The organism is Pseudomonas batumici, from assembly GCF_000820515.1.
GTDB lineage: Bacteria > Pseudomonadota > Gammaproteobacteria > Pseudomonadales > Pseudomonadaceae > Aquipseudomonas > Aquipseudomonas batumici.
This window is the reverse complement of record NZ_JXDG01000004.1, coordinates 14,810-37,577: the sequence shown is the minus strand read 5'-3', so window position 1 is coordinate 37,577 and position 22,768 is coordinate 14,810. Positions and strand designations below refer to the sequence as shown.

The 22,768-nt window shown below is 62.3% G+C and carries 22 protein-coding genes; 16 read left to right on the top strand and 6 right to left on the bottom strand.

Translation table 11 applies throughout. The annotated features are described in order from the left end of the window. Nucleotides 1-103 precede the first annotated feature (103 nt). Entirely contained in the window at nt 104-1,786 is a 1,683-nt protein-coding gene (gene phaC, locus UCMB321_RS02655) for a class II poly(R)-hydroxyalkanoic acid synthase (protein WP_040063642.1), read from the top strand. 63 nt (nt 1,787-1,849) lie between these two features. Continuing rightward, nucleotides 1,850-2,470, top strand: coding sequence for a TetR/AcrR family transcriptional regulator (locus UCMB321_RS02650; RefSeq protein WP_040063640.1), 621 nt, complete (start codon nt 1,850-1,852; stop codon nt 2,468-2,470). Between the two features lie 406 nt (nt 2,471-2,876). Here the strand turns inward: UCMB321_RS02650 and UCMB321_RS02645 are convergent, their stop codons facing one another. The 3 genes from UCMB321_RS02645 to UCMB321_RS02635 form a co-directional block, all read right to left on the bottom strand. Beyond that, the gene (locus UCMB321_RS02645) at nt 2,877-3,650 is read right to left on the bottom strand and encodes a phasin family protein (protein WP_040063638.1); all 774 of its coding nucleotides are present in this window, start codon (nt 3,648-3,650) and stop codon (nt 2,877-2,879) included. A gap of 10 nt (nt 3,651-3,660) precedes the next feature. Continuing rightward, nucleotides 3,661-4,083 carry a phasin family protein gene (locus UCMB321_RS02640; RefSeq protein ID WP_040063636.1) on the bottom strand — a complete coding sequence of 141 codons (423 nt, stop codon included), beginning with the start codon at nt 4,081-4,083 and terminating at the stop codon, nt 3,661-3,663. A 139-nt stretch (nt 4,084-4,222) separates the two neighbouring features. Beyond that, complete coding sequence (locus tag UCMB321_RS02635) at nt 4,223-4,498, bottom strand: polyhydroxyalkanoic acid system family protein (RefSeq protein ID WP_040063634.1); 276 nt, start codon at nt 4,496-4,498, stop codon at nt 4,223-4,225. Between the two features lie 154 nt (nt 4,499-4,652). Between UCMB321_RS02635 and ubiE the strand changes: the two genes are divergently transcribed. From ubiE to UCMB321_RS02565, 14 genes are all read left to right on the top strand, one after another. Continuing rightward, entirely contained in the window at nt 4,653-5,423 is a 771-nt protein-coding gene (gene ubiE / locus UCMB321_RS02630; RefSeq protein ID WP_040063633.1) for a bifunctional demethylmenaquinone methyltransferase/2-methoxy-6-polyprenyl-1,4-benzoquinol methylase UbiE, read from the top strand. Then, complete coding sequence (locus tag UCMB321_RS02625; RefSeq protein ID WP_040063630.1) at nt 5,423-6,046, top strand: ubiquinone biosynthesis accessory factor UbiJ; 624 nt, start codon at nt 5,423-5,425, stop codon at nt 6,044-6,046. The genes ubiE and UCMB321_RS02625 overlap by 1 nt, the downstream gene beginning before the upstream one ends. Then, nucleotides 6,043-7,647 (top strand): ubiquinone biosynthesis regulatory protein kinase UbiB, encoded by a 1,605-nt coding sequence (gene ubiB / locus UCMB321_RS02620; protein WP_040063628.1) that lies wholly within the window; start codon nt 6,043-6,045, stop codon nt 7,645-7,647. The genes UCMB321_RS02625 and ubiB overlap by 4 nt, the downstream gene beginning before the upstream one ends. Nucleotides 7,648-7,727: 80 nt before the next feature. Then, nucleotides 7,728-8,120 (top strand): phosphoribosyl-AMP cyclohydrolase, encoded by a 393-nt coding sequence (hisI, locus tag UCMB321_RS02615; protein WP_040063627.1) that lies wholly within the window; start codon nt 7,728-7,730, stop codon nt 8,118-8,120. A 2-nt stretch (nt 8,121-8,122) separates the two neighbouring features. After that, nucleotides 8,123-8,455, top strand: coding sequence for a phosphoribosyl-ATP diphosphatase (locus UCMB321_RS02610; RefSeq protein WP_040063626.1), 333 nt, complete (start codon nt 8,123-8,125; stop codon nt 8,453-8,455). 23 nt (nt 8,456-8,478) lie between these two features. After that, nucleotides 8,479-8,757 (top strand): twin-arginine translocase TatA/TatE family subunit, encoded by a 279-nt coding sequence (locus UCMB321_RS02605; protein WP_040063625.1) that lies wholly within the window; start codon nt 8,479-8,481, stop codon nt 8,755-8,757. A gap of 10 nt (nt 8,758-8,767) precedes the next feature. Next, nucleotides 8,768-9,229: a Sec-independent protein translocase protein TatB gene (tatB, locus tag UCMB321_RS02600; RefSeq protein ID WP_040063624.1), complete on the top strand. Its 462-nt coding sequence runs from the start codon at nt 8,768-8,770 to the stop codon at nt 9,227-9,229. Next, nucleotides 9,226-10,008, top strand: a complete 783-nt coding sequence (gene tatC / locus UCMB321_RS02595) for a twin-arginine translocase subunit TatC (protein WP_040063623.1) — start codon at nt 9,226-9,228, stop codon at nt 10,006-10,008. Before tatB ends, tatC begins: the two co-directional genes overlap by 4 nt. After that, a complete protein-coding gene (locus tag UCMB321_RS02590; protein WP_040063622.1) occupies nt 10,005-10,712 on the top strand; it encodes a 16S rRNA (uracil(1498)-N(3))-methyltransferase in 708 nt (235 codons plus the stop codon). Before tatC ends, UCMB321_RS02590 begins: the two co-directional genes overlap by 4 nt. Nucleotides 10,713-11,132: 420 nt before the next feature. Then, complete coding sequence (locus UCMB321_RS02585; RefSeq protein WP_040063621.1) at nt 11,133-11,390, top strand: Os1348 family RiPP precursor; 258 nt, start codon at nt 11,133-11,135, stop codon at nt 11,388-11,390. Nucleotides 11,391-11,502: 112 nt separating this feature from the next. Further along, nucleotides 11,503-11,979: a GNAT family N-acetyltransferase gene (locus UCMB321_RS02580; protein ID WP_040063620.1), complete on the top strand. Its 477-nt coding sequence runs from the start codon at nt 11,503-11,505 to the stop codon at nt 11,977-11,979. A gap of 14 nt (nt 11,980-11,993) precedes the next feature. After that, on the top strand, nt 11,994-13,151 hold the full coding sequence (locus UCMB321_RS02575) for an aKG-HExxH-type peptide beta-hydroxylase (RefSeq protein ID WP_040063619.1): 1,158 nt from the start codon (nt 11,994-11,996) through the stop codon (nt 13,149-13,151). 16 nt (nt 13,152-13,167) lie between these two features. Then, entirely contained in the window at nt 13,168-15,141 is a 1,974-nt protein-coding gene (locus UCMB321_RS02570) for a multinuclear nonheme iron-dependent oxidase (protein ID WP_040063618.1), read from the top strand. Between the two features lie 160 nt (nt 15,142-15,301). Next, complete coding sequence (locus tag UCMB321_RS02565; RefSeq protein ID WP_040063617.1) at nt 15,302-17,245, top strand: methyl-accepting chemotaxis protein; 1,944 nt, start codon at nt 15,302-15,304, stop codon at nt 17,243-17,245. Between the two features lie 6 nt (nt 17,246-17,251). Here the strand turns inward: UCMB321_RS02565 and UCMB321_RS02560 are convergent, their stop codons facing one another. The 3 genes from UCMB321_RS02560 to UCMB321_RS02550 form a co-directional block, all read right to left on the bottom strand. Next, entirely contained in the window at nt 17,252-18,049 is a 798-nt protein-coding gene (locus tag UCMB321_RS02560; protein WP_040063616.1) for a transporter substrate-binding domain-containing protein, read from the bottom strand. A 208-nt stretch (nt 18,050-18,257) separates the two neighbouring features. Continuing rightward, entirely contained in the window at nt 18,258-20,828 is a 2,571-nt protein-coding gene (mdoH, locus tag UCMB321_RS02555; RefSeq protein WP_040063615.1) for a glucans biosynthesis glucosyltransferase MdoH, read from the bottom strand. Continuing rightward, on the bottom strand, nt 20,821-22,590 hold the full coding sequence (locus UCMB321_RS02550) for a glucan biosynthesis protein G (RefSeq protein WP_040063717.1): 1,770 nt from the start codon (nt 22,588-22,590) through the stop codon (nt 20,821-20,823). The genes mdoH and UCMB321_RS02550 overlap by 8 nt, the downstream gene beginning before the upstream one ends. Nucleotides 22,591-22,768: the final 178 nt, after the last annotated feature.

The following is a 22,768-nucleotide window of genomic DNA, read 5'->3' as shown; positions in this document are numbered from 1 at the left end:
ACGGGTAGGAAGCCCGTGTCGCGCAACGAGGTCCGGGACCGACGAGCCTGCCCGCGCGGCCCCGGTGTTGGTTGATAGCTTGATGACGAAGGAGTGTTGACTCATGCGAGACAAACCAGCGACGGGTTCGATGCCCACACCCGCCACGTTCATCAACGCACAGAGTGCGATTACCGGCCTGCGCGGCCGGGATCTGTTTTCCAGCCTGCGCAGCGTAGCCGCCCATAGCCTGCGCAATCCGTTCCACACCGCCCGGCATGTCCTGGCCCTGGGCGGACAACTGGGCAAGGTGCTGCTCGGCGACACGCTGCACAAGCCCAACCCGCAAGACGCGCGCTTCGCCGACCCGACCTGGAGCCTCAATCCGTTCTACCGCCGTGGCCTGCAAGCCTATCTGGCCTGGCAGAAAGAGGTCAGGCTCTGGATCGACGACAGCCGGATGAGCGCCGACGATCGCGCCCGGGCGCACTTTATCTTCACCCTGCTCAACGACGCCCTGGCCCCCTCCAACACCCTGCTCAATCCGTTGGCGATCAAGGAGCTGTTCAACACCGGCGGCAACAGCATCGTGCGCGGCATCAGCCACCTGGTGGACGACCTGCTGCACAACAATGGCTTGCCCAGCCAGGTCACCAAGCACTCGTTCGAAGTCGGCAAGTCCGTGGCGACCACCCCCGGTTCGGTGGTGTTTCGCAATGAACTGCTGGAACTGATCCAGTACCGGCCCATGAGCGAAAAGCAGTACGCCAGGCCGTTGCTGATCGTGCCGCCGCAGATCAACAAGTACTACATTTTCGACCTGAGTCCGTCCAACAGCTTTGTGCAGTTCGCCCTCAAGAACAACCTCCAGGTGTTTGTCATCAGTTGGCGCAACCCGGATGTACGTCACCGCGAATGGGGCCTGTCCAGCTATGTCGAGGCCGTGGAAGAGGCCATGAACGTCTGCCGGGCGATCACCGCCAGCCGCGAGGTCAACCTGATGGGCGCCTGTGCCGGCGGCCTGACCATTGCCGCCCTGCAAGGCCACCTGTTGGCCAAGCGGCAACTGCGCCGGGTGTCCAGCGCCACCTACCTGGTCAGCCTGCTCGACAGCCAGCTGGACAGCCCGGCCGCCCTGTTCGCCGACGAACAGACCCTGGAAGCGGCCAAGCGCCGCTCCTACCAGCAAGGCGTACTCGATGGCCGCGACATGGCCAAGGTCTTCGCCTGGATGCGGCCCAACGACCTGATCTGGAACTACTGGGTCAACAACTACCTGCTGGGCAGGGAGCCGCCGGCGTTCGACATTCTCTACTGGAACAACGACAACACCCGCCTGCCCGCGGCGTTTCACGGCGACCTGCTGGACTTCTTCAAGCACAACCCGCTGAGTCATCCGGGCGGCCTGGAAGTCTGCGGCACCCCCATCGACCTGCAGAAAGTCACGGTCGACAGCTTCAGCGTCGGCGGCATCAACGACCACATCACGCCCTGGGATGCGGTCTACCGCTCGACCTTGCTGCTGGGGGGCAATCGCCGCTTCGTGCTGTCCAACAGCGGCCATGTCCAGAGCATCCTCAACCCGCCGAGCAATCCCAAGGCCAACTACGTCGACAACCCGAAGTTGAGCAGTGATCCGCGGGCCTGGTACTACGACGGCAAACAGGTCGATGGCAGCTGGTGGAACCAGTGGCTGCTGTGGGTCCAGGAACGCTCGGGAGCCCAGCGTGAAACCCAGATGGCCCTGGGCAATGCCAATTACCCCCCTATGGAGGCGGCACCCGGCACTTATGTCCGGGTGCGCTGACGATGACCGATCACGGCTGCCGGGCAGCCGTGGCGAACTGCCGGAACGACCTAAGAAGGCTGGATGAAAACCCGCGACCGGATCCTTGAATGTGCCCTGCAACTGTTCAACCAGAAAGGCGAACCCAACGTTTCGACCATGGAAGTGGCCAATGAAATGGGGATCAGCCCGGGCAACCTCTACTACCACTTCCACGGCAAGGAGCCCCTGGTCCTGGGCTTGTTCGAGCGCTTCCAGGGCGAACTGACTCCCTTGCTCGACCCACCGGCCGACGCCCGGCTGGCGCCCGAGGACTACTGGTTGTTCCTGCACCTGATCGTCGAGCGGCTGGCCCATTACCGCTTCCTGTTCCAGGACCTGTCCAATCTGTCCGGGCGCCTGCCCAAGCTGGCCAAGGGTATCCGCAACCTGCTCAATGCCCTTAAACGAACACTGGCGTCACTGCTGGCGCGGCTGAAGGCGCAAGGGTTGCTGATGAGTGAAACCCAGGCCCTAGGGCAACTGGTGGAGCAGATCACCCTGACGCTGCTGTTTTCCCTGGATTACCAACGGATCCTCGGGCGCGAAGGCGAGGTGCGACTGGTGGTGTACCAGATCATGATGCTCGTGGCCCCACACCTGCTGACCCCGGCGCGGCTGGCGACGGAGCAGATGGCGCTGCACTATCTCGAAGATCACGACTGAGATGTAGGAGCCGGCTTGCCGGCGATGGCGCCCGGACGGACACCACAAGACTCAAGGGCCTCATCGCTGGCAAGCCAGCTCCCACAAAGGTCCTGGCAACACGATGTTTCGCGGTGATACGCAGACTTATTGTGGGAGCCGGCTTGCTGGCGATGGCGCCCGTGCAGTCGCTGCAAGACTCAAGGGCCTCATCGCTGGCAAGCCAGCTCCTACAAAGGTCGTGGCAACACCATGTTTCGCGGTGAGACGCAGATTTATTGTGGGAGCCGGCTTGCTGGCGATAGCGCCCGGATGGACACCGCAAGACTCAAGGGCCTCATCGCTAGCAAGCCGGCTCCCACAAACAGGCCCAAACAAAAACGCCCGACCTTCACAGGTCGGGCGTTTTCATTCAGCGGGTAACGACTCAGGCTTGAGAGGCTGGAGTCGGTGTGCTGGGTGTCGCCGCCGGAGCGGGCGCCGATGCCGGAGCCGCAGCGGAGTTGGCGGCCGATACCGGAGCCACGGCAGGCTTGGCCGCAGCGGTAGGAGCCGGCTTCGCGGCAGCAGGCTTTTTCGCCGCTGCCGGTTTGGCGGCTGGCTTCACAGCCGGTTTGGCCGCTGCTGGTTTCGCCGCGGGCTTGGCGGCGGCTTTCGCGGCTGGCTTGGCCGCTGCGGTTTTCGCCGCAGGCTTGGCAGCAGGTTTGGCCGCGGCCTTCACCAAGGGCTTGGCTGCCGCTTTTGCCGCAGGCTTGGCCGCAGCCGTTTTCGTCGAGGCCCGGGGCACTGCCTCACCCGTGAGTTTCTCGATCTGCTTGGTCAGGGTATCGACCTTGCTGTGCAGCGCTTTCACTTCATTGCGGCTCGGTACGCCCAGGCGCGAAATAGCGCTGTTCAGGCGCTTGTCGAAAGCCCCTTCCAACTCGTCCCACTTGCCCAGCGCACGGTCCTTGACCCCGGCGATGCGCGACTTGGCGGAACTGGCGGAGTCCTTGGCCGCATCGACTTTCTTGTCGACCGCGGTCTTGGTGAGTTTCTCGGCCTTCTCGCCGTCCTTGACCAGCGACTCGAAGAGTTTGCTGCCGTCGGTATCGATCTTCGAGTACACGCCTAAACCAGCCAGCCAGATTTTGCGGGAATACTCCTCAACCTTCCCGATCCACGAGCTGCCTTCTTTCTCGGTATTCTTCTTGCCAGCCATCCCGTTCTCCTTAATGTTTACGCGCAACACGTTCGAGCAATGCCGTCAGCTCATCGAGCTTGGCAGAAAGTGTTTCCACATCATGTTTAGACGGAATCCCAATGCGATTCAAGGCACTGGCGACCCGATGGTCGAAGGCTTTCTCGACCTTGTCCAGTTGCACTTCCACCTTGCCCTTGAGACTGGTGACTTCGCCCTTCACGCTGTCGATCTGACTGTTGGCCGCTTCACGCTGCACGCCAATCAGTTTTTTACCTTCCTTTTCAACGTCTTGACCGGCTTTCACGAGCTCCTTGAAGTACTCGCTGCCTTCCCGGCCGACCTTGGTATAAGCACCCAGACCCGCCAGCCAGATCTTGCGCGCATACACTTTCACTTCAGCCAGGGCGGTTGGCTGACCGTCGGATTTTTTCTTCAGACTTACTTTGGCCATGGTGCACCTCACGGGTGAACGGTTGGAGGATCTGCCCACCGGAATGGGGGCTCATGCACAAAGTAATGAGAAAAATTAGAATGGGCACCCTAACCCGAAGCCACCCTGCTCCCCTCTTCGCGGGAGCAGGAACGGCGTATCAGGCCAGCGCCTTGTCCAGGGCCCTTTCGATCTCGGCCTTGATGGTGCCGCTCATGGCCGACATCAGCAGGCCCAGTTCGACATCGATGCGGATCGTCTCGTCGCCCACATGCACCGCGCCCTTGACCCCGGAACGCCTGAGGTTCAGGGTGTCGCCGGACCACTGCGGCTCCAGGCCATACTGCCCGGCCAACTTCTGCGCCAACTGATCGGCCTTCTCGCGCGCACCGGCCTTACCCAGGCGGTGGACGCGTTCAACACTAATACGGGCCATCGAATGACTCCTGCTCTATCGGGTCTTGCCCGGCGAATCCTGACCCTGAATGCGTCAAAACGTCCCGGCGGTTGCCTATCTTACATGCACCCTTGCCAAGACAAAGCCGCCCACCGGGATTAGAATGCCCGCACTCTCTTCTGGTGACAGCGACATGACTGATCAGCGCAAAGGCAGCGATGCCGAACCCACCACACACTTCGGCTTCAAGAACGTACCGGAAAGCCAAAAGGCGGAAAAGGTCGCCGAGGTGTTCCACTCCGTGGCCGCCAAGTACGACTTGATGAACGACGTGTTGTCCGGTGGCCTGCACCGCCTCTGGAAGCGCTTCACCATCGAGCTGTCCGGCGTGCGCCCGGGTAACCGGGTGCTGGATATCGCCGGCGGCACCGGCGACCTGACCCGCAAATTCTCGCACCTGGTAGGCCCCACCGGCCAGGTGGTGCTGGCCGACATCAACGCCTCCATGCTCAAGGTCGGCCGTGACCGCCTGCTGGACCTGGGCGTGGCCGGCAACGTCGAGTTCGTCCAGGCCGACGCGGAGAAACTGCCCTTCCCGGACAACCATTTCGACTGCGTGACCATCGCCTTCGGCCTGCGCAACGTCACCCACAAGGAAGACGCCCTGCGCTCCATGCTGCGGGTACTCAAGCCCGGCGGCCGCCTGCTGGTGCTGGAGTTCTCCAAGCCGACCAGCGCGCTGATGTCCAAGGTCTACGACGCCTACTCGTTCGCCTTCATGCCACTGGCCGGCAAGCTGATCACCAACGACTCGGAAAGCTATCGCTACCTGGCCGAATCGATCCGCATGCACCCGAACCAGGAAACCCTGAAATCGATGATGGTGGAGGCCGGTTTCGACCGCGTGACCTACCACAACATGACCGCGGGCATCGTCGCCCTGCATCGCGGCATCAAGCCCTGATGCTGCTCAGCGGCCTTCTCGCCGGCGTCGAGCACGGTCTCAACCGGGTGCTGCGCCTCGACGGCACGGCCTTGAGCCGCCTGGGCCACCTGACGGGCAAGCTCATCGAAGTCGACTGCGCCAGCCCGGCCCTGAAGCTGTTCATCCTGCCCAGCGACCAAGGCCTGCTGCTGGCCGCGCACTGGGCCACCGAGGCCGACTGCATCCTCCACGCCCCGGCCTCGAGCCTGCTGAGCCTGGCCCTGAGCCGCGACAAGACCGCCGTCCTGCACAGCCCCGAGGTCAGCCTGGAAGGCGACAGCGCGGTGCTGCTGGACCTGGCCGGGGTCCTCCAGGACCTGGAGCTGGACTGGGAGTATGAACTCTCGCGCTGGCTCGGCCCGATCGCCACACCCTTGCTCAGCGGCCACTTGCGCAGCCGGGCCGGCTTGTACCGGCAGGGCCTGGTCAGCCTGAAGCAAAACCTGGCCGAATACCTCAGCGAAGAATCCCGTGCCCTGGTGGGCACCCACGAGGCCGAAGCGCGCTTCGACGAACTGGACCGGGTCAAGCTCGACCTGGAACGTCTCGAGGCGCGCGTCGAGCGCCTTTCCCGATCCCTCAACTCCAGCGATAACGCATGAAGCTGCTTGCCGTCCGCCGTCTGTTGCGCATCCAGCGCGTCGTGATCCGTTACCGTCTCGATGACCTGCTGTTCGAGCTGCCCCTGCCCTGGTTCCTCCTGGCACTGCGCTTTGCCCTGCCCTGGCGCTGGCTCCCGCGCAAGACCCTGGCGCTGAGCCGCGGGGAGCGGTTACGCCTGGCCTTGCAGGACCTGGGACCGATCTTCATCAAGTTCGGCCAGATCCTCTCCACCCGCCGCGACCTGCTGCCCGAGGACATCGCCGACGAGTTGATGCTGCTGCAGGACCGCGTGCCGCCGTTCGACTCGCAGACCGCCGTCGCGCTGATCGAGGCGCAACTGGGCAAGAAGGTCGGCGAGGTCTTCAACCGCTTCGACATCGAACCGCTGGCCTCGGCCTCGGTGGCGCAGGTCCATGCGGCACAGTTGAAGAACGGCGAAGAAGTGGTGGTGAAGGTCATCCGTCCTGGCCTCAAACCGGTCATCGCCCAGGACCTGGCCTGGCTGTTCCTGCTCGCCCGGGCCGCCGAGCGGGTCTCGGCCGACGCCCGCCTGCTGCACCCGGTGGACGTGGTCAGCGACTACGAAAAGACCATCTACGACGAACTCGACCTGCTCCGCGAAGCGGCCAACGCCAGCCAGCTGCGGCGCAACTTCGAAGGCTCGGACATGATGTACGTGCCCCAGGTCCATTGGGACTGGTGCCGGCCGAAAGTGCTGGTGATGGAGCGCATCTACGGCATCCAGGTCACGGACCTGGCGACCCTGGCCGACCAGCGCACCGACATGAAACTGCTCGCCGAGCGCGGTGTCGAGATCTTCTTCACCCAGGTGTTCCGCGACAGCTTCTTCCACGCCGACATGCACCCCGGCAACATCTTCGTCAGCACCGTGAACCCGTGGAGCCCGAAGTACATCGCCATCGACTGCGGCATCGTCGGCAGCCTGACCCCGGAAGACCAGGACTATCTGGCCCGCAACCTGTTCGCCTTCTTCAAGCGCGACTACCGCCGCGTCGCCCAGCTGCACATCGATTCGGGCTGGGTGCCGGCGCACACCAAGCTCAACGAGTTCGAGGCGGCGATCCGTACCGTGTGCGAGCCGATCTTCGAAAAACCGCTCAAGGACATTTCTTTCGGCCAGGTGCTGATGCGCCTGTTCCAGACCGCGCGGCGCTTCAACATGGAAGTCCAGCCGCAGCTTGTTCTTTTGCAGAAGACCCTGCTCAACATCGAAGGGCTGGGCCGCCAGCTGTACCCGGAACTGGACCTGTGGAGCACCGCCCAGCCGTTCCTCGAACGCTGGATGCGCGAGCGCGTCAGCCCGAAAATCCTGCTGGGCAACCTGCACGGCCAGATCGAGCAACTGCCGCACCTGGCCCACATGACCCGCGACCTGCTGGAACGCCTGGCCCAGCCCCATGTCGTCACTCCCGAGCCGCATGGAAACCGGCGCAAGGACGACTGGCTGCTGCGCCTGCTCGGCTGCGCGCACCTGGGCGGCGGCGCAGTACTGGCCGCCAGTGGGCCGCTGCACGAACTGGGTCACTGGCCGGCGGGTATCATGGTCGTCGTGGGCTTGTATCTGATCGTGCGCCGATAGCCAGTCAGGCCGTGGGCTGGCACACTGTTCATTCACCGAGGCACAACCACGCGGGTGGTGCCCGGTTGTCGGAGTCGAAGATGAAAGACTGGCTGGACGAGATCAAATGGGACAGCGACGGCCTGGTGCCGGCCATTGCCCAGGATCACAAGACCGGGCGCATCCTGATGATGGCCTGGATGAACCGCGAATCGCTGCAGCTGACCGCCGCCGAGAATCGCGCCATTTACTGGTCACGTTCCCGTGGCAAGCTGTGGCGCAAGGGCGAAGAGTCGGGCCACGTGCAGCACCTGCACGAAATGCGCCTGGACTGCGACGCCGACGTGATCATCCTGATGGTCGAGCAGGTCGGCGACATCGCCTGCCACACCGGCCGCCACAGTTGCTTCTACCGCGTGTATGAAAACAGCGGCTGGAAGATCGTCGATCCGGTCCTCAAGGACCCGCACAGCATCTACGCCGCAGGACACTGAACATGACTGACACCCTGAACCGTCTGGCCCAGGTGCTGGAAGAGCGCAAAGGCGCCGCCGCCGACAGCTCCTACGTCGCCAGCCTCTATCACAAGGGTCTGAACAAGATCCTGGAAAAAGTCGGCGAAGAATCGGTCGAGACTATCCTGGCCGCCAAGGATGCCGCGATCAGCGGCGACTGCAGCGACCTGATCTACGAAACCGCCGATTTGTGGTTCCACAGTCTGGTCATGCTCGCCCAACTGGGGCAGCATCCGCAGGCCGTGCTGGACGAACTGGATCGTCGCTTCGGCCTGTCCGGACACGTCGAGAAAGCCTCGCGTCCGTCCGCCTAACAACTTTCGAGAGGAGCAGCACCATGGGCATTTTTGACTGGAAACACTGGATCGTTATCCTGATTGTCGTCGTGCTGGTGTTCGGCACCAAGAAAGTGAAAAACCTCGGCGCCGATGTCGGCGATGCGATCAAGGGCTTTCGCAAGGCCATGAGCGACGACGAAAAGCCTGCCGAGCCGACAGCCCCTCCTGTAGTGCAACCGGCGCCGCCGGTGCAGCCGCAGGCCACCACCCAGCAGAACACGCCGCATACCATCGACGTGCAGGCGCAGAAGGTTGAAGAACCCCGCAACCACTCGTGAGCACTGACTAATGTTCGGTATCAGCTTCAGTGAACTGCTGCTCGTGGGCCTGGTGGCCCTGCTGGTGCTCGGCCCCGAGCGCCTGCCCCATGCCGCGCGCACGGCAGGCCTGTGGGTCGGCCGGTTGAAGCGCAGCTTCAATGCGATCAAGCAGGAAGTGGAACGCGAGATCGGTGCCGACGAGATCCGCCGGCAACTGCACAACGAGCACATCCTGTCCCTGGAGCAGGAAGCCCGCAAGATGCTCTCGCCGACGCCCGCGAGCACCCCGGCCGAACCAGTGGTGGAACAGACGATCCACACCGTGCCGCCGGTGTCGCCGGAAGTCCCGTTGACGCCAGTGAGCGCCGCCGAGCCGGTAGCGGTCGCCGGCGCCGTGGAACCCGCGGCGCACCCGACAGAACCCGCAAGCGCGACGCCAAGCGGCACGCCTGCGCCTCATGACCCTACTTTGCCGCCGCGAGCCCCATGAGCGATATTCCGGAAAATGACCAGCACATGCCGCTGGTTTCGCACCTCACCGAGTTGCGCACCCGCCTGCTGCGCTGTGTCGCGGCGATCTTCCTGATCTTCGCCGGGCTGTTCGCCTTTACCCAGCAGATCTACACCTTCGTTTCCATCCCGCTGCGCCAGTACCTGCCGGCGGGGGCGACGATGATCGCCACCGACGTCTCGTCGCCGTTCCTGACGCCGCTCAAGCTGACCATGATGGTCTCGCTGTTCCTGGCCATCCCGGTGATCCTGCACCAGATCTGGGGCTTTATCGCGCCGGGCCTGTACAAGCATGAAAAACGCATCGCCGTGCCGCTGCTGGTGTCGAGCATCGTGCTGTTCTACACCGGCATGGCCTTCGCCTACTTCCTGGTGTTCCCGCTGATCTTCAAGTTCTTCGCCGCCGCGACCCCGGCCGGCGTGGAAATGATGACCGACATCACCAGCTACCTCGACTTCGTCATGACGCTGTTCTTCGCCTTCGGCGTGGCCTTCGAAATCCCGGTGGCGGTGGTACTGCTGGTGTGGATCGGCGTGGTCGACGTCAAATACCTGAAGAAGATCCGCCCCTACGTGATCATCGGCTGCTTCGTGGTCGGCATGATCCTGACCCCGCCGGATGTGTTCTCCCAGACCCTGCTGGCCGTGCCGATGTGGCTGCTGTTCGAGATCGGCGTGCTGTTCGGCGGCCTGGTGCGCAAACACCGCGATGAAGAGTCCGCCGACAACGACGCCCAACCGCCAGCCCCGCTGACGTGAACCTGCTGCTATTGGAGGAGGCCGACTTCATCGCGGCCGACCTCGTCGTGCTGCGCGACCGGCGCCTGACCCATATGCAGGAAGTCCACCGGGTGGCGGTGGGCGACAGCCTGCGGGTGGGGCGTATCGGCGGCCTGATGGGCAGCGCCGAGGTGCTGCGCCTGGACGCCAACGAGGCCGAGCTGCGGGTCAGCCTGGATCGAGCGCCACCGGCGAAACTGCCGCTGACCCTGGTGCTGGCCCTGCCGCGCCCGAAAATGCTCCGGCGGGTGTTCCAGACCGTCGCCACCCTGGGTGTGCCCAAGGTGGTGCTGGTGAACAGCTACCGCGTGGAAAAGAGCTTCTGGCAGACGCCGTTCCTGGAGCCCGAGGCGATTCGTGAGCAACTGATCCTCGGGCTGGAGCAGACCCGCGACACCGTTCTGCCGGAAGTCATCATCGAGAAGCGCTTCAAGCCCTTCGTCGAGGACCGTCTGCCGGCCATCAGCGCCGGCACCCTCGGCCTGGTTGGCCATCCCGGCAACTACCCGCCCTGCCCACGTGGCCTGGATGAGCCGGTGACCCTGGCCATCGGCCCGGAAGGCGGCTGGATTCCCTACGAGATCGACCTGCTGGGCAAGGCCGGGCTGCAACCGGTACAGCTCGGCGAACGCATCCTGCGGGTCGAGACCGCCGTGACCGCCCTGCTCGCCCGCCTGTTCTGAGTATTTCCGGGCTATCCATTGCCTGCCTGACCGAGCGTCGTTTCCGGCGCTCTGACTTAATAGCGTTTATTTAAGCGACATTGATAAGAGCCTATAAAAATATAGGACTATCGGTACAGGCGAGCTTCCTGGAATTAGATATAGGACACGTCTGAATCGCGCAGTTTTTTAGTAATAAGCCGATAGTTGTTCACTGCCCCTATTCCGCTGTTTCCCAACCCGAAATACAGGGCTTACGTTGTTTTTTTGGTCCATTACTCCTCAAACCCCATTATCGTGAAACGGTTTAAAGGGGGATAGGGTTATGACTGGAAAAGAACAGCGGCCTTGCTATATTCAAAGTCCTCAGGACGGACAAGGAAGTTTTCAGGCTTCGTCAGGGGGCATTTTTCGCGTGTCGAAACAACAAGGAGAAGTACCATGAGCAATAAAGTCAATCAGGAGCGTTTGGCCACGGTAGTTGGACGTGCCGTGATGGATGAACAATTTGCCAGTGCTCTGCAGAGCGATCCTGTTGCTGCAGCCAAGAGTATCGGCGTGCATTTAAGCACTGATGAAGTCGCGGCGGTCAAAGGAATTAATGCCGCACAGCTGACAGTCGCCTCTTCCGGTATCCGAAACAGCCTGGGGACGCGTGCCATATTTGATACCCAGCAGCAACAAGCGCGGATGGATTAACCACCGCTGATGCCATTTGGCGTGCCCCGAAAGATGAGTCTTTCTGGGGGTACGTCGAATGGCTTTATGAACCGTCATGAGACGAAGCGGTCGAGTGCGGAGTGAATGACACATGTCTGTCACCTTGGCTCCCATGGATGACGCGGACTTTATCAGGTTCGCCGAAAGAGCGGTTGCTGAATATAGCGACGGTATGGTTGCCGCGGGCGAATGGACCCGGGTGCAAGCGTCGCAAAAGGCACGAAGCGTCTTCGAGCAATTGTTGCCGCAAGGACGACTGACTGAAGACAACCAACTCTGGGTGATCAAGACCCAAGAGCATCGTATTGGCGAATTATGGGTGGTCGAACGATACGCCGGTGTCGGCAAGATCGCCTTCATTCTGGATATTTACATTGACCCTGGAGAGCGTCGCCAGGGTTATGCCAGACAATCACTGCTGGCCCTTGAGTCATGGGCACGCCAGGCAGGATGCGAAGAAGTGCGACTGCATGTCTTTGGTTCCAACGCTGCGGCGCGTCGACTTTATGAACAACTGGGTTATGGCATCGCCAGTCTGACGATGGCGAAGCCGTTACCGTCTACCTGAGGGAAAGTTGAAAAATGGACATCGGGAACAGTGGTCTGCATGAGCTATCCGTCGACGATTTATTTCAGGGCACGACCTTCCTGCCAGATGCAGATCATTCACGATTTGAAGCATTACTGGAACGTGTCAGTCAAAATCGCTACACAAATTTTGTTGAGCTGTACACCGAGCTTTTTCAACTGTTTCCCCAGGCTCCGCATTTGGCGGATTTTTTCGAGCAGGCGTTCAATCTTATCGTGCCTCCGAGCCACGAACAGCGTTTGATCATTAATGACCCGGTGTTTCAAGTGTGGCAGGTATTGACCACTCATCATGTCAACCTGATCATCACAAAAAAGGTGGCGGATACACAGGCGCTGGAAAACATGTTGCTCGAGTTTCCACACATGTTGCTCCGCGTGAAAACAACCGACCGTGCTCGTACGAACGATTATTGCCCCCCGGTGTATCGGTTCGATGTCGACCCGCTGGTGGCGAGGGTGGCACCTCCCAGTTATGAGTTTCCGGAAGATGAAGCGACCCGTAAACAATTGCAGCGCAATGGTCATTCCGTGAATTTCTTTTGCGATGTGGTGAATATTGCCTTGTTGCGGATAGAACGCACATGGCCCGCCTGCCGTGAGCAGTTCAGAAAACTGGTCAAGTCTATCTGTTATTTGCCCGACGGTTCATTTCGAAGCTGTTCGGCTTCGCGTTTCACCAGCGTCATCCTCCTATCGAACCGGGATGATTCGATACTCGACCTGGAAGAGTCACTGGTGCATGAGGCCACTCATCAGTTGCTCTATAACATTGTCGAAGTGTGCCCGGTGGTCAAGGAAGAGGCCTCTCGCGAGGCGTCGTTCACCTTGCCGTGGTCAGGACAGAAACGTGATTTCTATGGCTATTTCCATGCGTTTTTCGTCTACATCGCGTTGGTCAAATACCTGGGGCGGGTTCACTCGTACCCACCCCGTGAGCTGCAACGGGCTCAGAGCCGCCTGGTGTTCATCCTGCAAGGTTTGATCAAGGCATTGCCGGATTTCGAAGCCAGCGCTGATTTCACCCCCCAGGGACGCCAGCTTCTGGAGAACCTGGCCAAAGAAGTCAGGGCACTGGAAAGTCAACACGCCGGACTATTGGTGATATCGAGATCGGCGGGGGATGGACAGTTGCTGGGGCTGACCGCTTGAAGCCAAGGAGGCGAGCATGACGATGTTTGATGCTTCGAACTTTCCCGAGGCCGGAGTCGGGCTGGAATACCATTTGCCACGGCGCTCCGCTCAGGATGAATTATCGGAGGCGGGGCTCGACCGGACTGTCGAACGGATTCTCACCGAGGGTTTGCCGCACTTCGATTACGTCGAGTTTCAACCGACGCACTGCATTCTGGAGCCTCGCCTGATTGAGCTCGGCGCCCGGGTGCCGAGCTTGCTGCATTCTTCCAGTTTGTCCCTGGGCAGCGTGGGCATCGCGATGGACCGCGAGTATCTGCAAATGACTCGGCGACTGTGCGACAAAACCCGTTCGCCCTGGCTGGCCGAGCATATTTCCTGGTCGCGCTTTCAGGGCGGAGACACTCAGCATTTCATCTTGCCGAGCCTGGCCCAGGAGGTGGCCGACACGGTGGTGGCCAACGCCATTGAATTGCGTGAACTCACGGCAACGCCGCTGGTGCTGGAAAACGCGCCGCGGTTGTTTTCGTTGCACGATGCCCAGGCGCAATCCGAAGGCGAGTTCATCTCCCGCGTGGTCGAGCGCAGCGGCTCGGGCTTCCTGCTGGACCTCGACAGCGCGATCACCACCGCCAGAACCCTGGGTTACGACCTGAACGACTACTTGCGCTCATTGCCGCTGGACCGACTGATTGAAATACACATCGGCGATCCGCAGCGGGATTGGGACATCTTGCGTCAGTTGCTCGCCTCCTCACCGGTGAAAGCGATCACCTTGGAGTGGGATATTTCGCAAAAAGCCGATGACGCAGAACTGTTGACGTTGATCACGGCCATCAAATCCCTTCGGCCCAGAGCCTTGTTCTGGCGGGGCTGCGACCGGCAGGAGGCACAAACACAATTCGAGCAGGGGGCAAAAGCCCTGTTGAAGCTCAGGGAAAGCACCTGGCTCAGTGTTGGCTCGGCGTCGTTCTTTATCCGCGATCGGCAGCGGGATCTGAGCCTGGAGTTTGGTGTGACGTTTCTGCCGTTGCTGCGCCATTTCCTGAGTCCCCAGACGCTGGCCAGTGCCTTGTTGCTGCCGGGTGTTTTGCAGAGTCCCACACAGGGTGAGAACCTGGCGTTCCTGCGGGCACTGATCAGCCACGGTGTGCTACTGCCGGTCGCAACGCCATCGGACACGGCCACCGGCGATGAGCGCAACCCGCCACTCGAGCTCTGGACCCATTGGGACGCCGCGCTGGAGTTTTACCTGAGCACCCGGACCGGGCTGCACACGCCCTACATCAGCGTCAGCGATCTGGAAACCGAGCTTGAGCACAAGGCCTCGGAGCAACGTCAGCCGTCGGCGTTCAAGGACTATTTCTCCCATCCGTTCATTCCCCTGGAGAACCCGCTGCTGGTGCCTTCCGGCGCGACCGCTCAAGCGACGTTGCTCGATTCGCTGTGCAATCGCCGCACGACGCGAACCTTCAGTGACCAGCCGTTGAGCGCTCAGCAACTGTCCCTGTTGCTCTACTACACCTGGGGCGCAACTGTCATGGAACAGAACCGCATGGGCGACTATTTCCTGAAGAAAACCTCACCGGCCGGCGGTTCGTTGCAAGGCACCGAGGTGTATGCGGTGCTGATGAATGTGCAAGGTTTCGAACGCGGCCTCTATCACTACTCGGTACGCCGCCATGGGCTTGAGCTGATTTCCCTGGAAGATCCGCGAGCCTGGATCTGCGAGGCCTGCGGTGAGCAGCCGTGGATCAGGGACGCCGCAGCGGTGTTTGTTTCCACGGCGCGGGTCGAACGAATGGCCTGGAAATACGCGTTCAGCCGGGCACTGCGGGTGGCGCTGATGGATGCCGGGCATTTGAGCCAGACCTTTTCACTGGTCGCCACCGCCCTGGGCCTGGGCAGTTTCACCACCGCGGCGTTACGCGATGAACTGTTCGAAAACCGACTGGGACTCGACTATCTGGAGGAACCGGTGTTTCTGGTCAATGGGGTAGGAGGGTGATCTCGACCTGGGTTGGTCGAGCGTAAAAACCTTCATATTTCAAAGAATTACCCTACAGCCCATTCAGGTCGCGTCTCCCGCCGCCAAGCCGATGAGAGGACATGCCCCACGCATTTGCGCGTGAGGGCCATGGACTCATCTGTTTGGCAGGAGATTCACCATGTTCCGTTGGCTGACCCGCGCACTGCGCGACCGCAGTATCCGCTTCAAACTGGCCCTGGGCTTCGGCCTCGTACTGCTCTTGACCCTGGGGGTCACCCTGACCGGCTGGCACGCCCTGGGCACCACCATAGAGCGCTCGCAAACGCTCTCGAGCATTGCCAGGCTCAGCCGTCTCACCAGCGACATGCGCGCCGACCGCATCGCCTTCCGGGTGCTGAACGACCCACAGAGCCGCACCCGGATCACGCGCCAACTGGCGGGCATCGAGAAGCTCTTGAGCGGGCTTCTGCCACGCCTGCCGGACCCGAGCGACCGACAGGTCCTGAACGACCAGCAACAGGCGATCCAGGGTTTCCAGACCACCCTCGACGATCTCGATGAAAGCCTTCGCGACCGCGAACGCGCCCGCAAGCGGATGAATGCCGGCGTGATCCAGGCCACGCAGGCGGTGGCCCGCTTCGAAGCCCATCAACTGCGCGAGGCGAGCAAAAACACCCAGGACCTGCAGTGGCAGGCGCCGCTCAAACGGGTCGAAGCGCTGCGTCAACTGATCAACGACACCCACGCCAGCATCCAGGCACCGGCTTATCTGTCCGATTCGCTGCAGGCTTATTCGGAGCAGGCGCTGAAGGCGATCGACCGCCTGGGGCAACTCGAGGCACAAGTGATGCCACTGACCCCGGCCCTGGCCGACGACCACAAGCGCATGCTGGTGGAGCTGCGCCACTATCGCGAGGCGCTCCAGCAGTTCAAGGACGCACAACTACTCGCCGAAGCCGCTCACAACGTCATGGAAGGATTGGGCGACAGGCTGCTGGCCGGCAACGAGGAACTGAGCCGCAGCCAGACCCAGACCCGCGACCGTCAGGCGCAGGCGGCCAAATGGATGCTGGCGAAAATAGCCCTGCTGGCCTGGTTGATCGCCAGCCTCGCCGCCTGGCTCCTCAGCCGCCAGTTGCTGATCCCGCTGTCGCGCAGCCTGAAGCTGGCGCGCCACATCGCCGCCGGCGACCTGAGCCGCGATGTGGCGGTCGATCGCCGCGACGAGCTCGGCCAGTTGCAGCAGGCCATGCAAGGCATGACCCTCGGATTGCGGGAACTGATTCGTGGCATTGGCACCAGCGCTTCCCGGGTGGCGAGCGCCGCCGAGCACCTGTCGACCAGCACCGAACAGACCGATGCCAGCGTCAGCAGCCAGAACGCCGCTACCGAGCAAGTGGCCGCCGCCATGAAACAGATGACCGCCAGCGTGCGGGAGGTGGCCCGTCACGCCGACGCCGCCTCCCTGGCAGCCACCCAGGCCGACCAGCAGGCCCGCGACGGTGATGGTGCAGTCGCCGATGCCATCGAGCAGATCGAACAGCTCGAGCAACAGATGCAGCTCTGCTCCCAGGCCATGGACGGGCTCCAGCGGGAAAGCGAACGGATCGGCAGCGTACTGGACGTGATCAAGTCGGTGTCCCGGCAGACCAACCTGCTGGCCCTCAATGCCGCCATCGAGGCGGCCAGGGCCGGCGAGGCCGGGAGCGGTTTCGCCGTGGTTGCCGATGAGGTGCGCAGCCTGGCGCAACGCACCCAGGACTCGGCCCAGGAGATCAAGGAGCTGATCGCGGCCTTGCAAGGCGGCACCCAGCAGGTCGCGGGCATGCTCGACAGCAGCCGCAAGCTGACTCGCAACAGCGTCGAGTCGAGCCGCCACAGCGGCGGCAAGCTGGAGGCCATCAGCCGTAGCGTGTCGCAGATCCTCGGGATGAATGAGCAGATCGCGGCGGCAGGCGAAGAACAGAGCGTCGTGGCCGAGCAGATCAGCCGCAGCGTGCTGCATGTGCGCGACATGTCACAGCAGACCGCCAGCGCTTGCGACGAGACCGCCGCCGCCAGCCTGCAACTGAGCCAGTTGGGCGCTCAGTTGCAGCGCCTTGTGGAGCGCTTCAAGGTGTAGGAGCGGTCAATCGATCTCGGCCAGCCAGTCGCTCGCCTTGAACCACTGGTCATGGATACGATCGTAGGTGCCGTCCTCGGCGATCTGGTGCAGGAAGTGGTTGATCCAGTTGAGGCTGTCGTGGTCACCCTTCTTCAATCCGAAGGCCAGCGGTTCGTAGGTGAACGGCTGGTCCAGGCACAACAGCTTGCCGTCGCCCAGCTTGTTCACCGCCACCAGGTTGTAGGGCGCATCGTGGACAAAGGCATCGGCCTTGCCCTCGAGCACCGCCCGCACCCCCTCCTCCTCATTGGCATAAGTGCTCAGCTGGGCCGCGCCCATCATTTTCCTGGCGACAATCTCACCCGTGGTCCCGGCCTTGGCCGCGATGCGATAACCCGCCTCGTTCAGGTCTTCGAAACCCTGCACCTTGCCACCCAGCGCCAGGGGAATCAGCAGCGTCTGCCCGACCACGATAAAGGCATCGCTGAAATTGAGCCGCAGGTTACGTTGCTGTGTCAGGGTCATGCCGCTGGCGATCAGGTCGAACTTGTTCGCCAGCAAACCGGGGAGCAGCTCAGCGTAGGAGCTGGACACCAACTCCAGCTTCACCCCCAGCGCCCGACTCATTTCACGCAACAGATCGATTTCGAAACCGATGATTTCGCCGCGCTTGTTCGTCATCTCAAAGGGGATATAGGTGGGATTGGTCCCCACTTTCAGCGTGCCGCGCTTGACCGCATCGTCAATGGCCCCCGCTTGCAGCGCACACGCATGAGTGAGCACCACGACCCCCAGCAGCAACATCGACAGAAACCTTTTCATCCTGAAACTCCCCTGGGCCGCTTTTCCGGTCGTGCCGGCGAGCCCCGCGACGCCTGCGTGAACGCACAGTCGCCTGGGTCTGGCGGGCACAATTTTGGGGGGCGATCCTAACGTACTCGGGTGCGGGGCAACACCGAGGGGAGACGGGTCTTTTGTTACCAAATGACAAAGGGGCCGCGGTGTTCGTCACACCGCGGCCCCTCGGGCGTCAGGCGGGCTGGGCCGCCGATGTGGTCGGCTGCAGGGGCAGCAGCGGCGCATGGGGATCGGCCTTGATCGAATCGCGCCAGGCCCCCAGCCACTCGGCATGGTCTTCGCTCCAGACCAGCGCATGCAGGCGGGTCAGGGCCACCGGATCGCTCAGCAAGTGCAGCCGCGACTGATTGTCCAGGCCGGCCGGGCCGACCTTCAACGCATGCCGTACACGCTCGACACGCAGCCATTCGATAGGCTCGGCGTGACCGTGACGGGCGGTCGCCAGGGCGCAGGCCAGGGCGTTCTGCCGCGGATCGACCACGGCCCGGACAAAGCCGTCATTGAGCGCATGCCAACGGTTTTCGTGGGTGTACTCATCCGTCGCCAGCAGCGCCTGGGGCGGATTGTATTCCTCGGGGATGAGGAACAGGCTCTCATCCTTGGAACGCAACCCCAGGTTGACCCGGCTGGAGATCACCGAGACCGGGATCGACAGCATCAGCGAACCGACGATCGGCACCAGCCACCAGAGGAAGCTCGGGTTGAGCCAGATCACCAGCAGCGCCCAGAGCGCGCCCAGCAGGGTTTGCGGACCATGGCGGCGCACCGCCTCGCTCCACGGCGTGGAGTCGTCGTCACGCTGCGGAGAGTTCCAGGTCGCCGCCCAGCCGAGGAACGCGGCCAGGACGAAACGGGTGTGGAAAATCATCCGCACCGGCGCCAGCAGCATGGAGAACAGCATCTCCAGCAGCATCGACACGGTGACCTTGAACTTGCCGCCGAACTCTTTCGCGCCCTTGGCCCAGATCAGGATGATGCTCAGCAGCTTGGGCAGGAACAGCAGCACGATGGTGGTGGAGAACAGCGCCACCGCCTTGTCCGGATGCCATTGCGGCCACAGCGGATAGAGCTGGCGCGGCTCCATGAAGTATTGCGGCTCCATCAGCGTGTTGACCGCCAGCAGGGCCGTCGACAGCACCAGGAAGAAGAACCACAACGGCGCCGACAGGTAGGACATCACCCCGGTGAGGAACACCGCGCGGTGCACCGGGTGCATGCCCTTGACCAGGAACAGGCGGAAGTTCATCAGGTTGCCGTGGCACCAGCGCCGGTCGCGCTTGAGCTCGTCGAGCAGGTTCGGTGGCAGCTCTTCATAGCTGCCCGGCAGGTCGTAGGCGATCCACACGCCCCAGCCGGCACGGCGCATCAGCGCTGCCTCGACGAAGTCGTGGGACAGGATCGCCCCGGCGAAGGCGCCTTTGCCGGGCAACGGCGCCAGGGCGCAGTGCTCGATGAACGGCTTCATGCGGATGATCGCGTTGTGCCCCCAGTAGTGGGACTCGCCCAACTGCCAGAAGTGCAGGCCGGCGGTGAACAACGGACCATAGACGCGGGTCGCGAACTGCTGCATGCGGGCGTAGAGGGTGTCCATACCCGACGCCCGTGGCGCGGTCTGGATGATCCCGGCGTCCGGCGTGGCTTCCATCAGGCGCACCAGGCTGGTCAGGCATTCGCCGCTCATGACGCTGTCGGCGTCGAGCACCACCATGTACTTGTAGTCACCGCCCCAGCGACGGCAGAAGTCGTCGAGGTTGCCGCTCTTGCGCTTCACGCGACGACGGCGACGGCGGTAGAAGATCTTGCCGAAGCCCGAGGCTTCGCGGCAGACGTCCAGCCAGGCCTGTTGCTCGGCGACGCAGATATCGGTGTCGTTACTGTCGCTCAGGACGAAGAAGTCGAAGCGATCCAGGTCGCCGGTGGCGGCGACCGACTCGAAAGTCGCGCGCAGGCCGGCAAACACCCGTGGCACGTCTTCGTTGCAGATCGGCATGACGATGGCGGTACGCGCATCCTTGGCGATCGGCTCGCTGCCGGCGCTGGCGCCGGAGATCCGGTACTTGTCATGCCCGGTGAGCAATTCGAGGAAGCCCATCAGGGCGGTCCAGAAACCCGCCGAGACCCAGCAGAACAGGATCCCGAACAGCACCAGGATGCTGGTTTGCAGCAGATAGGGCAGCACTTGCTGGGCGGTCTGCAACAGCGGTTGATGCACTACTTCGTTGAGATCGACGAACGACCAGCCCTGGTAGGGCATGATGCCTTTCATGTACCAGCCGGCGACAACGGTCTGGCCGAGCATCAGCACCAGCAGGATATAGCGGCGGATGGAGCCCACGGTGCGCCAGCGCGCATGGGGCAGCTCGCGTTTATCGTCCTTGGGCGCGGGCGGGTTGCTGCGCCCGGTCAGGCGCCGCCAACCGCGCACCAGGATATTGGTGCGCCACGGCTCCGGGACAACCCGGGTCCGGCGGATCGGCGGCGTGGCCTTGAGACACACGCGCCCGGCGGCATCCACCGCGAGCATCTCGGCGTCTTCCAGCTCGGCCGCCGAGTCGAGGATCAGGCGCTGCCCCACCGAAGCCTGCGCGGCCTCGGCGGAGTCAACGGCCGGCTGCGCGCTCAGGCGCTCATGCAGCTCGGCGAACGAGGTGCAGCTCGACAGCTCCGCACGCTGCTCATTGCTCATCGGCAAATGCGCCAGGTACTCGGAAAGAGCCTCTGGCTGTACGATCGGGTTACTCATCGGCAGGCAACTGGTAGCTCCAGGTCTCGGTCAGGACTTGTTCAGTCGGCACCGGTTCCGGGGTGGGTGGGGTAGCCTCGGGAGCAGGCGCCGCGGCGGCTTGCTCTTTCTTGTCCTGGGCTTGCTCTTTCTTCTCCTGGGCCTTCTCTTTCTCTTGCTGCTTGGCCGCGACCTTGTCGGCCTTGACCACCTGGGACGAGACCGAGATCTTCGCCGAATCCGCCGTAGGGAGGTCCTTGACCAGGGCCGCACGCAGTTCGGTGGCCTTGCCCGGTTCCTTGACCTTCAGGCGCAGGGTCAGGCGCCAGCCCTGGGTTTCCGGGTTGTAGCGCAGGCTGTTTTCCACAAGTTCCGCGTTGTCGCCGACGCTGACCTGGCTGCGAACCGGCGCGTCTTCAGGCAAGGCCTTGAGGGACGGACCTTCGAAGTCGATCAGGTAGGCCACGCTGCCGTCCGGTTGGCGGATCAGGTTCGACTGCTTGACGTCGCCAGTGGACTTGAGGGTCTGCTTGACCCAGGCGCTCTCCGGCGAATGCAGGGCCGCTTCGTCGGTGGTCCAGTGCAGGCGGTAGGCGAAACTCATCGGCTGGCCAACGTCGGCGCGCTCGGCGGGGTTCCAGAAAGCGACGATGTTGTCGTTGGTTTCGTCGGCGGTCGGAATTTCCACCAGGTCGACCGTGCCCTTGCCCCAGTCGCCCTTGGGCTCGATCCAGGCGCTTGGACGCTTGTCGTAGCGGTCGTCGAGGTCTTCGTAGTGGCTGAAATCACGGCCACGCTGCAGCAAGCCGAAGCCCCGCGGGTTTTCCACGGAGAAATTGCTCACGGCCAGGTGTTTCGGATTGTTCAGCGGACGCCAGATCCACTCGCCATTGCCGGCGTGGATCGACAGACCGCTGGAATCATGCAGCTCGCGACGGTAGTTGAGGACCTTGGACGGCTGGTTGGCGCCGAACAGGAACATGCTGGTCAGCGGGGCAACGCCCAGCTTGCCGACCTTGTCGCGCAGGAACATCTGCGCGTCCACGTCGACGATGGTGTCGGTGCCGGGACGCAGGGTCAAGCGGTAGGCGCCGGTGGCACGCGGCGAGTCCAACAGGGCGAAAATCACCAGGTGCTTGTCGGCCGGCTTGGGTTGCTGGATCCAGAACTCGGTGAAACGCGGGAACTCTTCACCGGACGGCAAGGCGGTGTCGATGGCCATGCCACGGGCCGACAGGCCATAGGTCTGGCCCTTGCCCACGACGCGGAAGTAACTCGCGCCGAGCATGGTCATGATCTCGTCCTGCTTGTCGGCCTTGTTGATCGGATAAAGCACACGGAAGCCGGCATAGCCCAGCTGCTCGGTGGCCTTGGGATCGAACTTCACATCGCCGAAATCGAAGCGGGTCGGGTCGTACTTGATCTCTTTCACGTCGTCCGCGGTGATTTCGTTGATCTTCACCGGCGTATCGAAATGCATGCCCTGATGGTAGAACGACAGCTTGAACGGGGTTTTCTCGCCCGCCCATTCGGCCTTGTCGGTCAGGAAGCGGATTTTCTGGTAGTCCGCGAACTTCATGTCACGGAACTCGTTCGGCAGATTGCTGCGCGGAGCTTCGTACTTCTGCCCGGCCAGCGTCTTGGCCTTGGCCGCCACATCATCCAGGTTGAACGCAAAGAGTTGTCCCGCGCTGAGCAGGCAGAGCAGTGCCGAGCCCGCCACCAGCGCTTTTCGTAACCCTTTGGCAGTCAGTGTTGAAGCATTACAGGGACTAACAATCACGAGCAACCCTCGCCGAAAACAGATCAAAAACCAACGGCTAGCTATCTATATGCCAGGTTGGCGAGCATTGTTCCGACTCCGCTGGGGCCAAATGATTCCCCAAACGGTCGCGGACAAGTCTCTACCTAAGTCAAAATGGACCAACGAACGCCGATCCCCGTAGCGCGCGATTATCTAG

What these genes read in the sequence shown, in the direction of transcription:
- phaC (WP_040063642.1), top strand. Translation starts at nt 104, where the DNA reads ATGCGAGACAAACCAGCGACGGGTTCGATGCCCACACCCGCCACGTTC.
- UCMB321_RS02650 (WP_040063640.1), top strand. Translation starts at nt 1,850, where the DNA reads ATGAAAACCCGCGACCGGATCCTTGAATGTGCCCTGCAACTGTTCAAC.
- UCMB321_RS02645 (WP_040063638.1), bottom strand. Translation starts at nt 3,650, where the DNA reads ATGGCTGGCAAGAAGAATACCGAGAAAGAAGGCAGCTCGTGGATCGGG.
- UCMB321_RS02640 (WP_040063636.1), bottom strand. Translation starts at nt 4,083, where the DNA reads ATGGCCAAAGTAAGTCTGAAGAAAAAATCCGACGGTCAGCCAACCGCC.
- UCMB321_RS02635 (WP_040063634.1), bottom strand. Translation starts at nt 4,498, where the DNA reads ATGGCCCGTATTAGTGTTGAACGCGTCCACCGCCTGGGTAAGGCCGGT.
- ubiE (WP_040063633.1), top strand. Translation starts at nt 4,653, where the DNA reads ATGACTGATCAGCGCAAAGGCAGCGATGCCGAACCCACCACACACTTC.
- UCMB321_RS02625 (WP_040063630.1), top strand. Translation starts at nt 5,423, where the DNA reads ATGCTGCTCAGCGGCCTTCTCGCCGGCGTCGAGCACGGTCTCAACCGG.
- ubiB (WP_040063628.1), top strand. Translation starts at nt 6,043, where the DNA reads ATGAAGCTGCTTGCCGTCCGCCGTCTGTTGCGCATCCAGCGCGTCGTG.
- hisI (WP_040063627.1), top strand. Translation starts at nt 7,728, where the DNA reads ATGAAAGACTGGCTGGACGAGATCAAATGGGACAGCGACGGCCTGGTG.
- UCMB321_RS02610 (WP_040063626.1), top strand. Translation starts at nt 8,123, where the DNA reads ATGACTGACACCCTGAACCGTCTGGCCCAGGTGCTGGAAGAGCGCAAA.
- UCMB321_RS02605 (WP_040063625.1), top strand. Translation starts at nt 8,479, where the DNA reads ATGGGCATTTTTGACTGGAAACACTGGATCGTTATCCTGATTGTCGTC.
- tatB (WP_040063624.1), top strand. Translation starts at nt 8,768, where the DNA reads ATGTTCGGTATCAGCTTCAGTGAACTGCTGCTCGTGGGCCTGGTGGCC.
- tatC (WP_040063623.1), top strand. Translation starts at nt 9,226, where the DNA reads ATGAGCGATATTCCGGAAAATGACCAGCACATGCCGCTGGTTTCGCAC.
- UCMB321_RS02585 (WP_040063621.1), top strand. Translation starts at nt 11,133, where the DNA reads ATGAGCAATAAAGTCAATCAGGAGCGTTTGGCCACGGTAGTTGGACGT.
- UCMB321_RS02580 (WP_040063620.1), top strand. Translation starts at nt 11,503, where the DNA reads ATGTCTGTCACCTTGGCTCCCATGGATGACGCGGACTTTATCAGGTTC.
- UCMB321_RS02575 (WP_040063619.1), top strand. Translation starts at nt 11,994, where the DNA reads ATGGACATCGGGAACAGTGGTCTGCATGAGCTATCCGTCGACGATTTA.
- UCMB321_RS02570 (WP_040063618.1), top strand. Translation starts at nt 13,168, where the DNA reads ATGACGATGTTTGATGCTTCGAACTTTCCCGAGGCCGGAGTCGGGCTG.
- UCMB321_RS02565 (WP_040063617.1), top strand. Translation starts at nt 15,302, where the DNA reads ATGTTCCGTTGGCTGACCCGCGCACTGCGCGACCGCAGTATCCGCTTC.
- UCMB321_RS02560 (WP_040063616.1), bottom strand. Translation starts at nt 18,049, where the DNA reads ATGAAAAGGTTTCTGTCGATGTTGCTGCTGGGGGTCGTGGTGCTCACT.
- mdoH (WP_040063615.1), bottom strand. Translation starts at nt 20,828, where the DNA reads ATGAGTAACCCGATCGTACAGCCAGAGGCTCTTTCCGAGTACCTGGCG.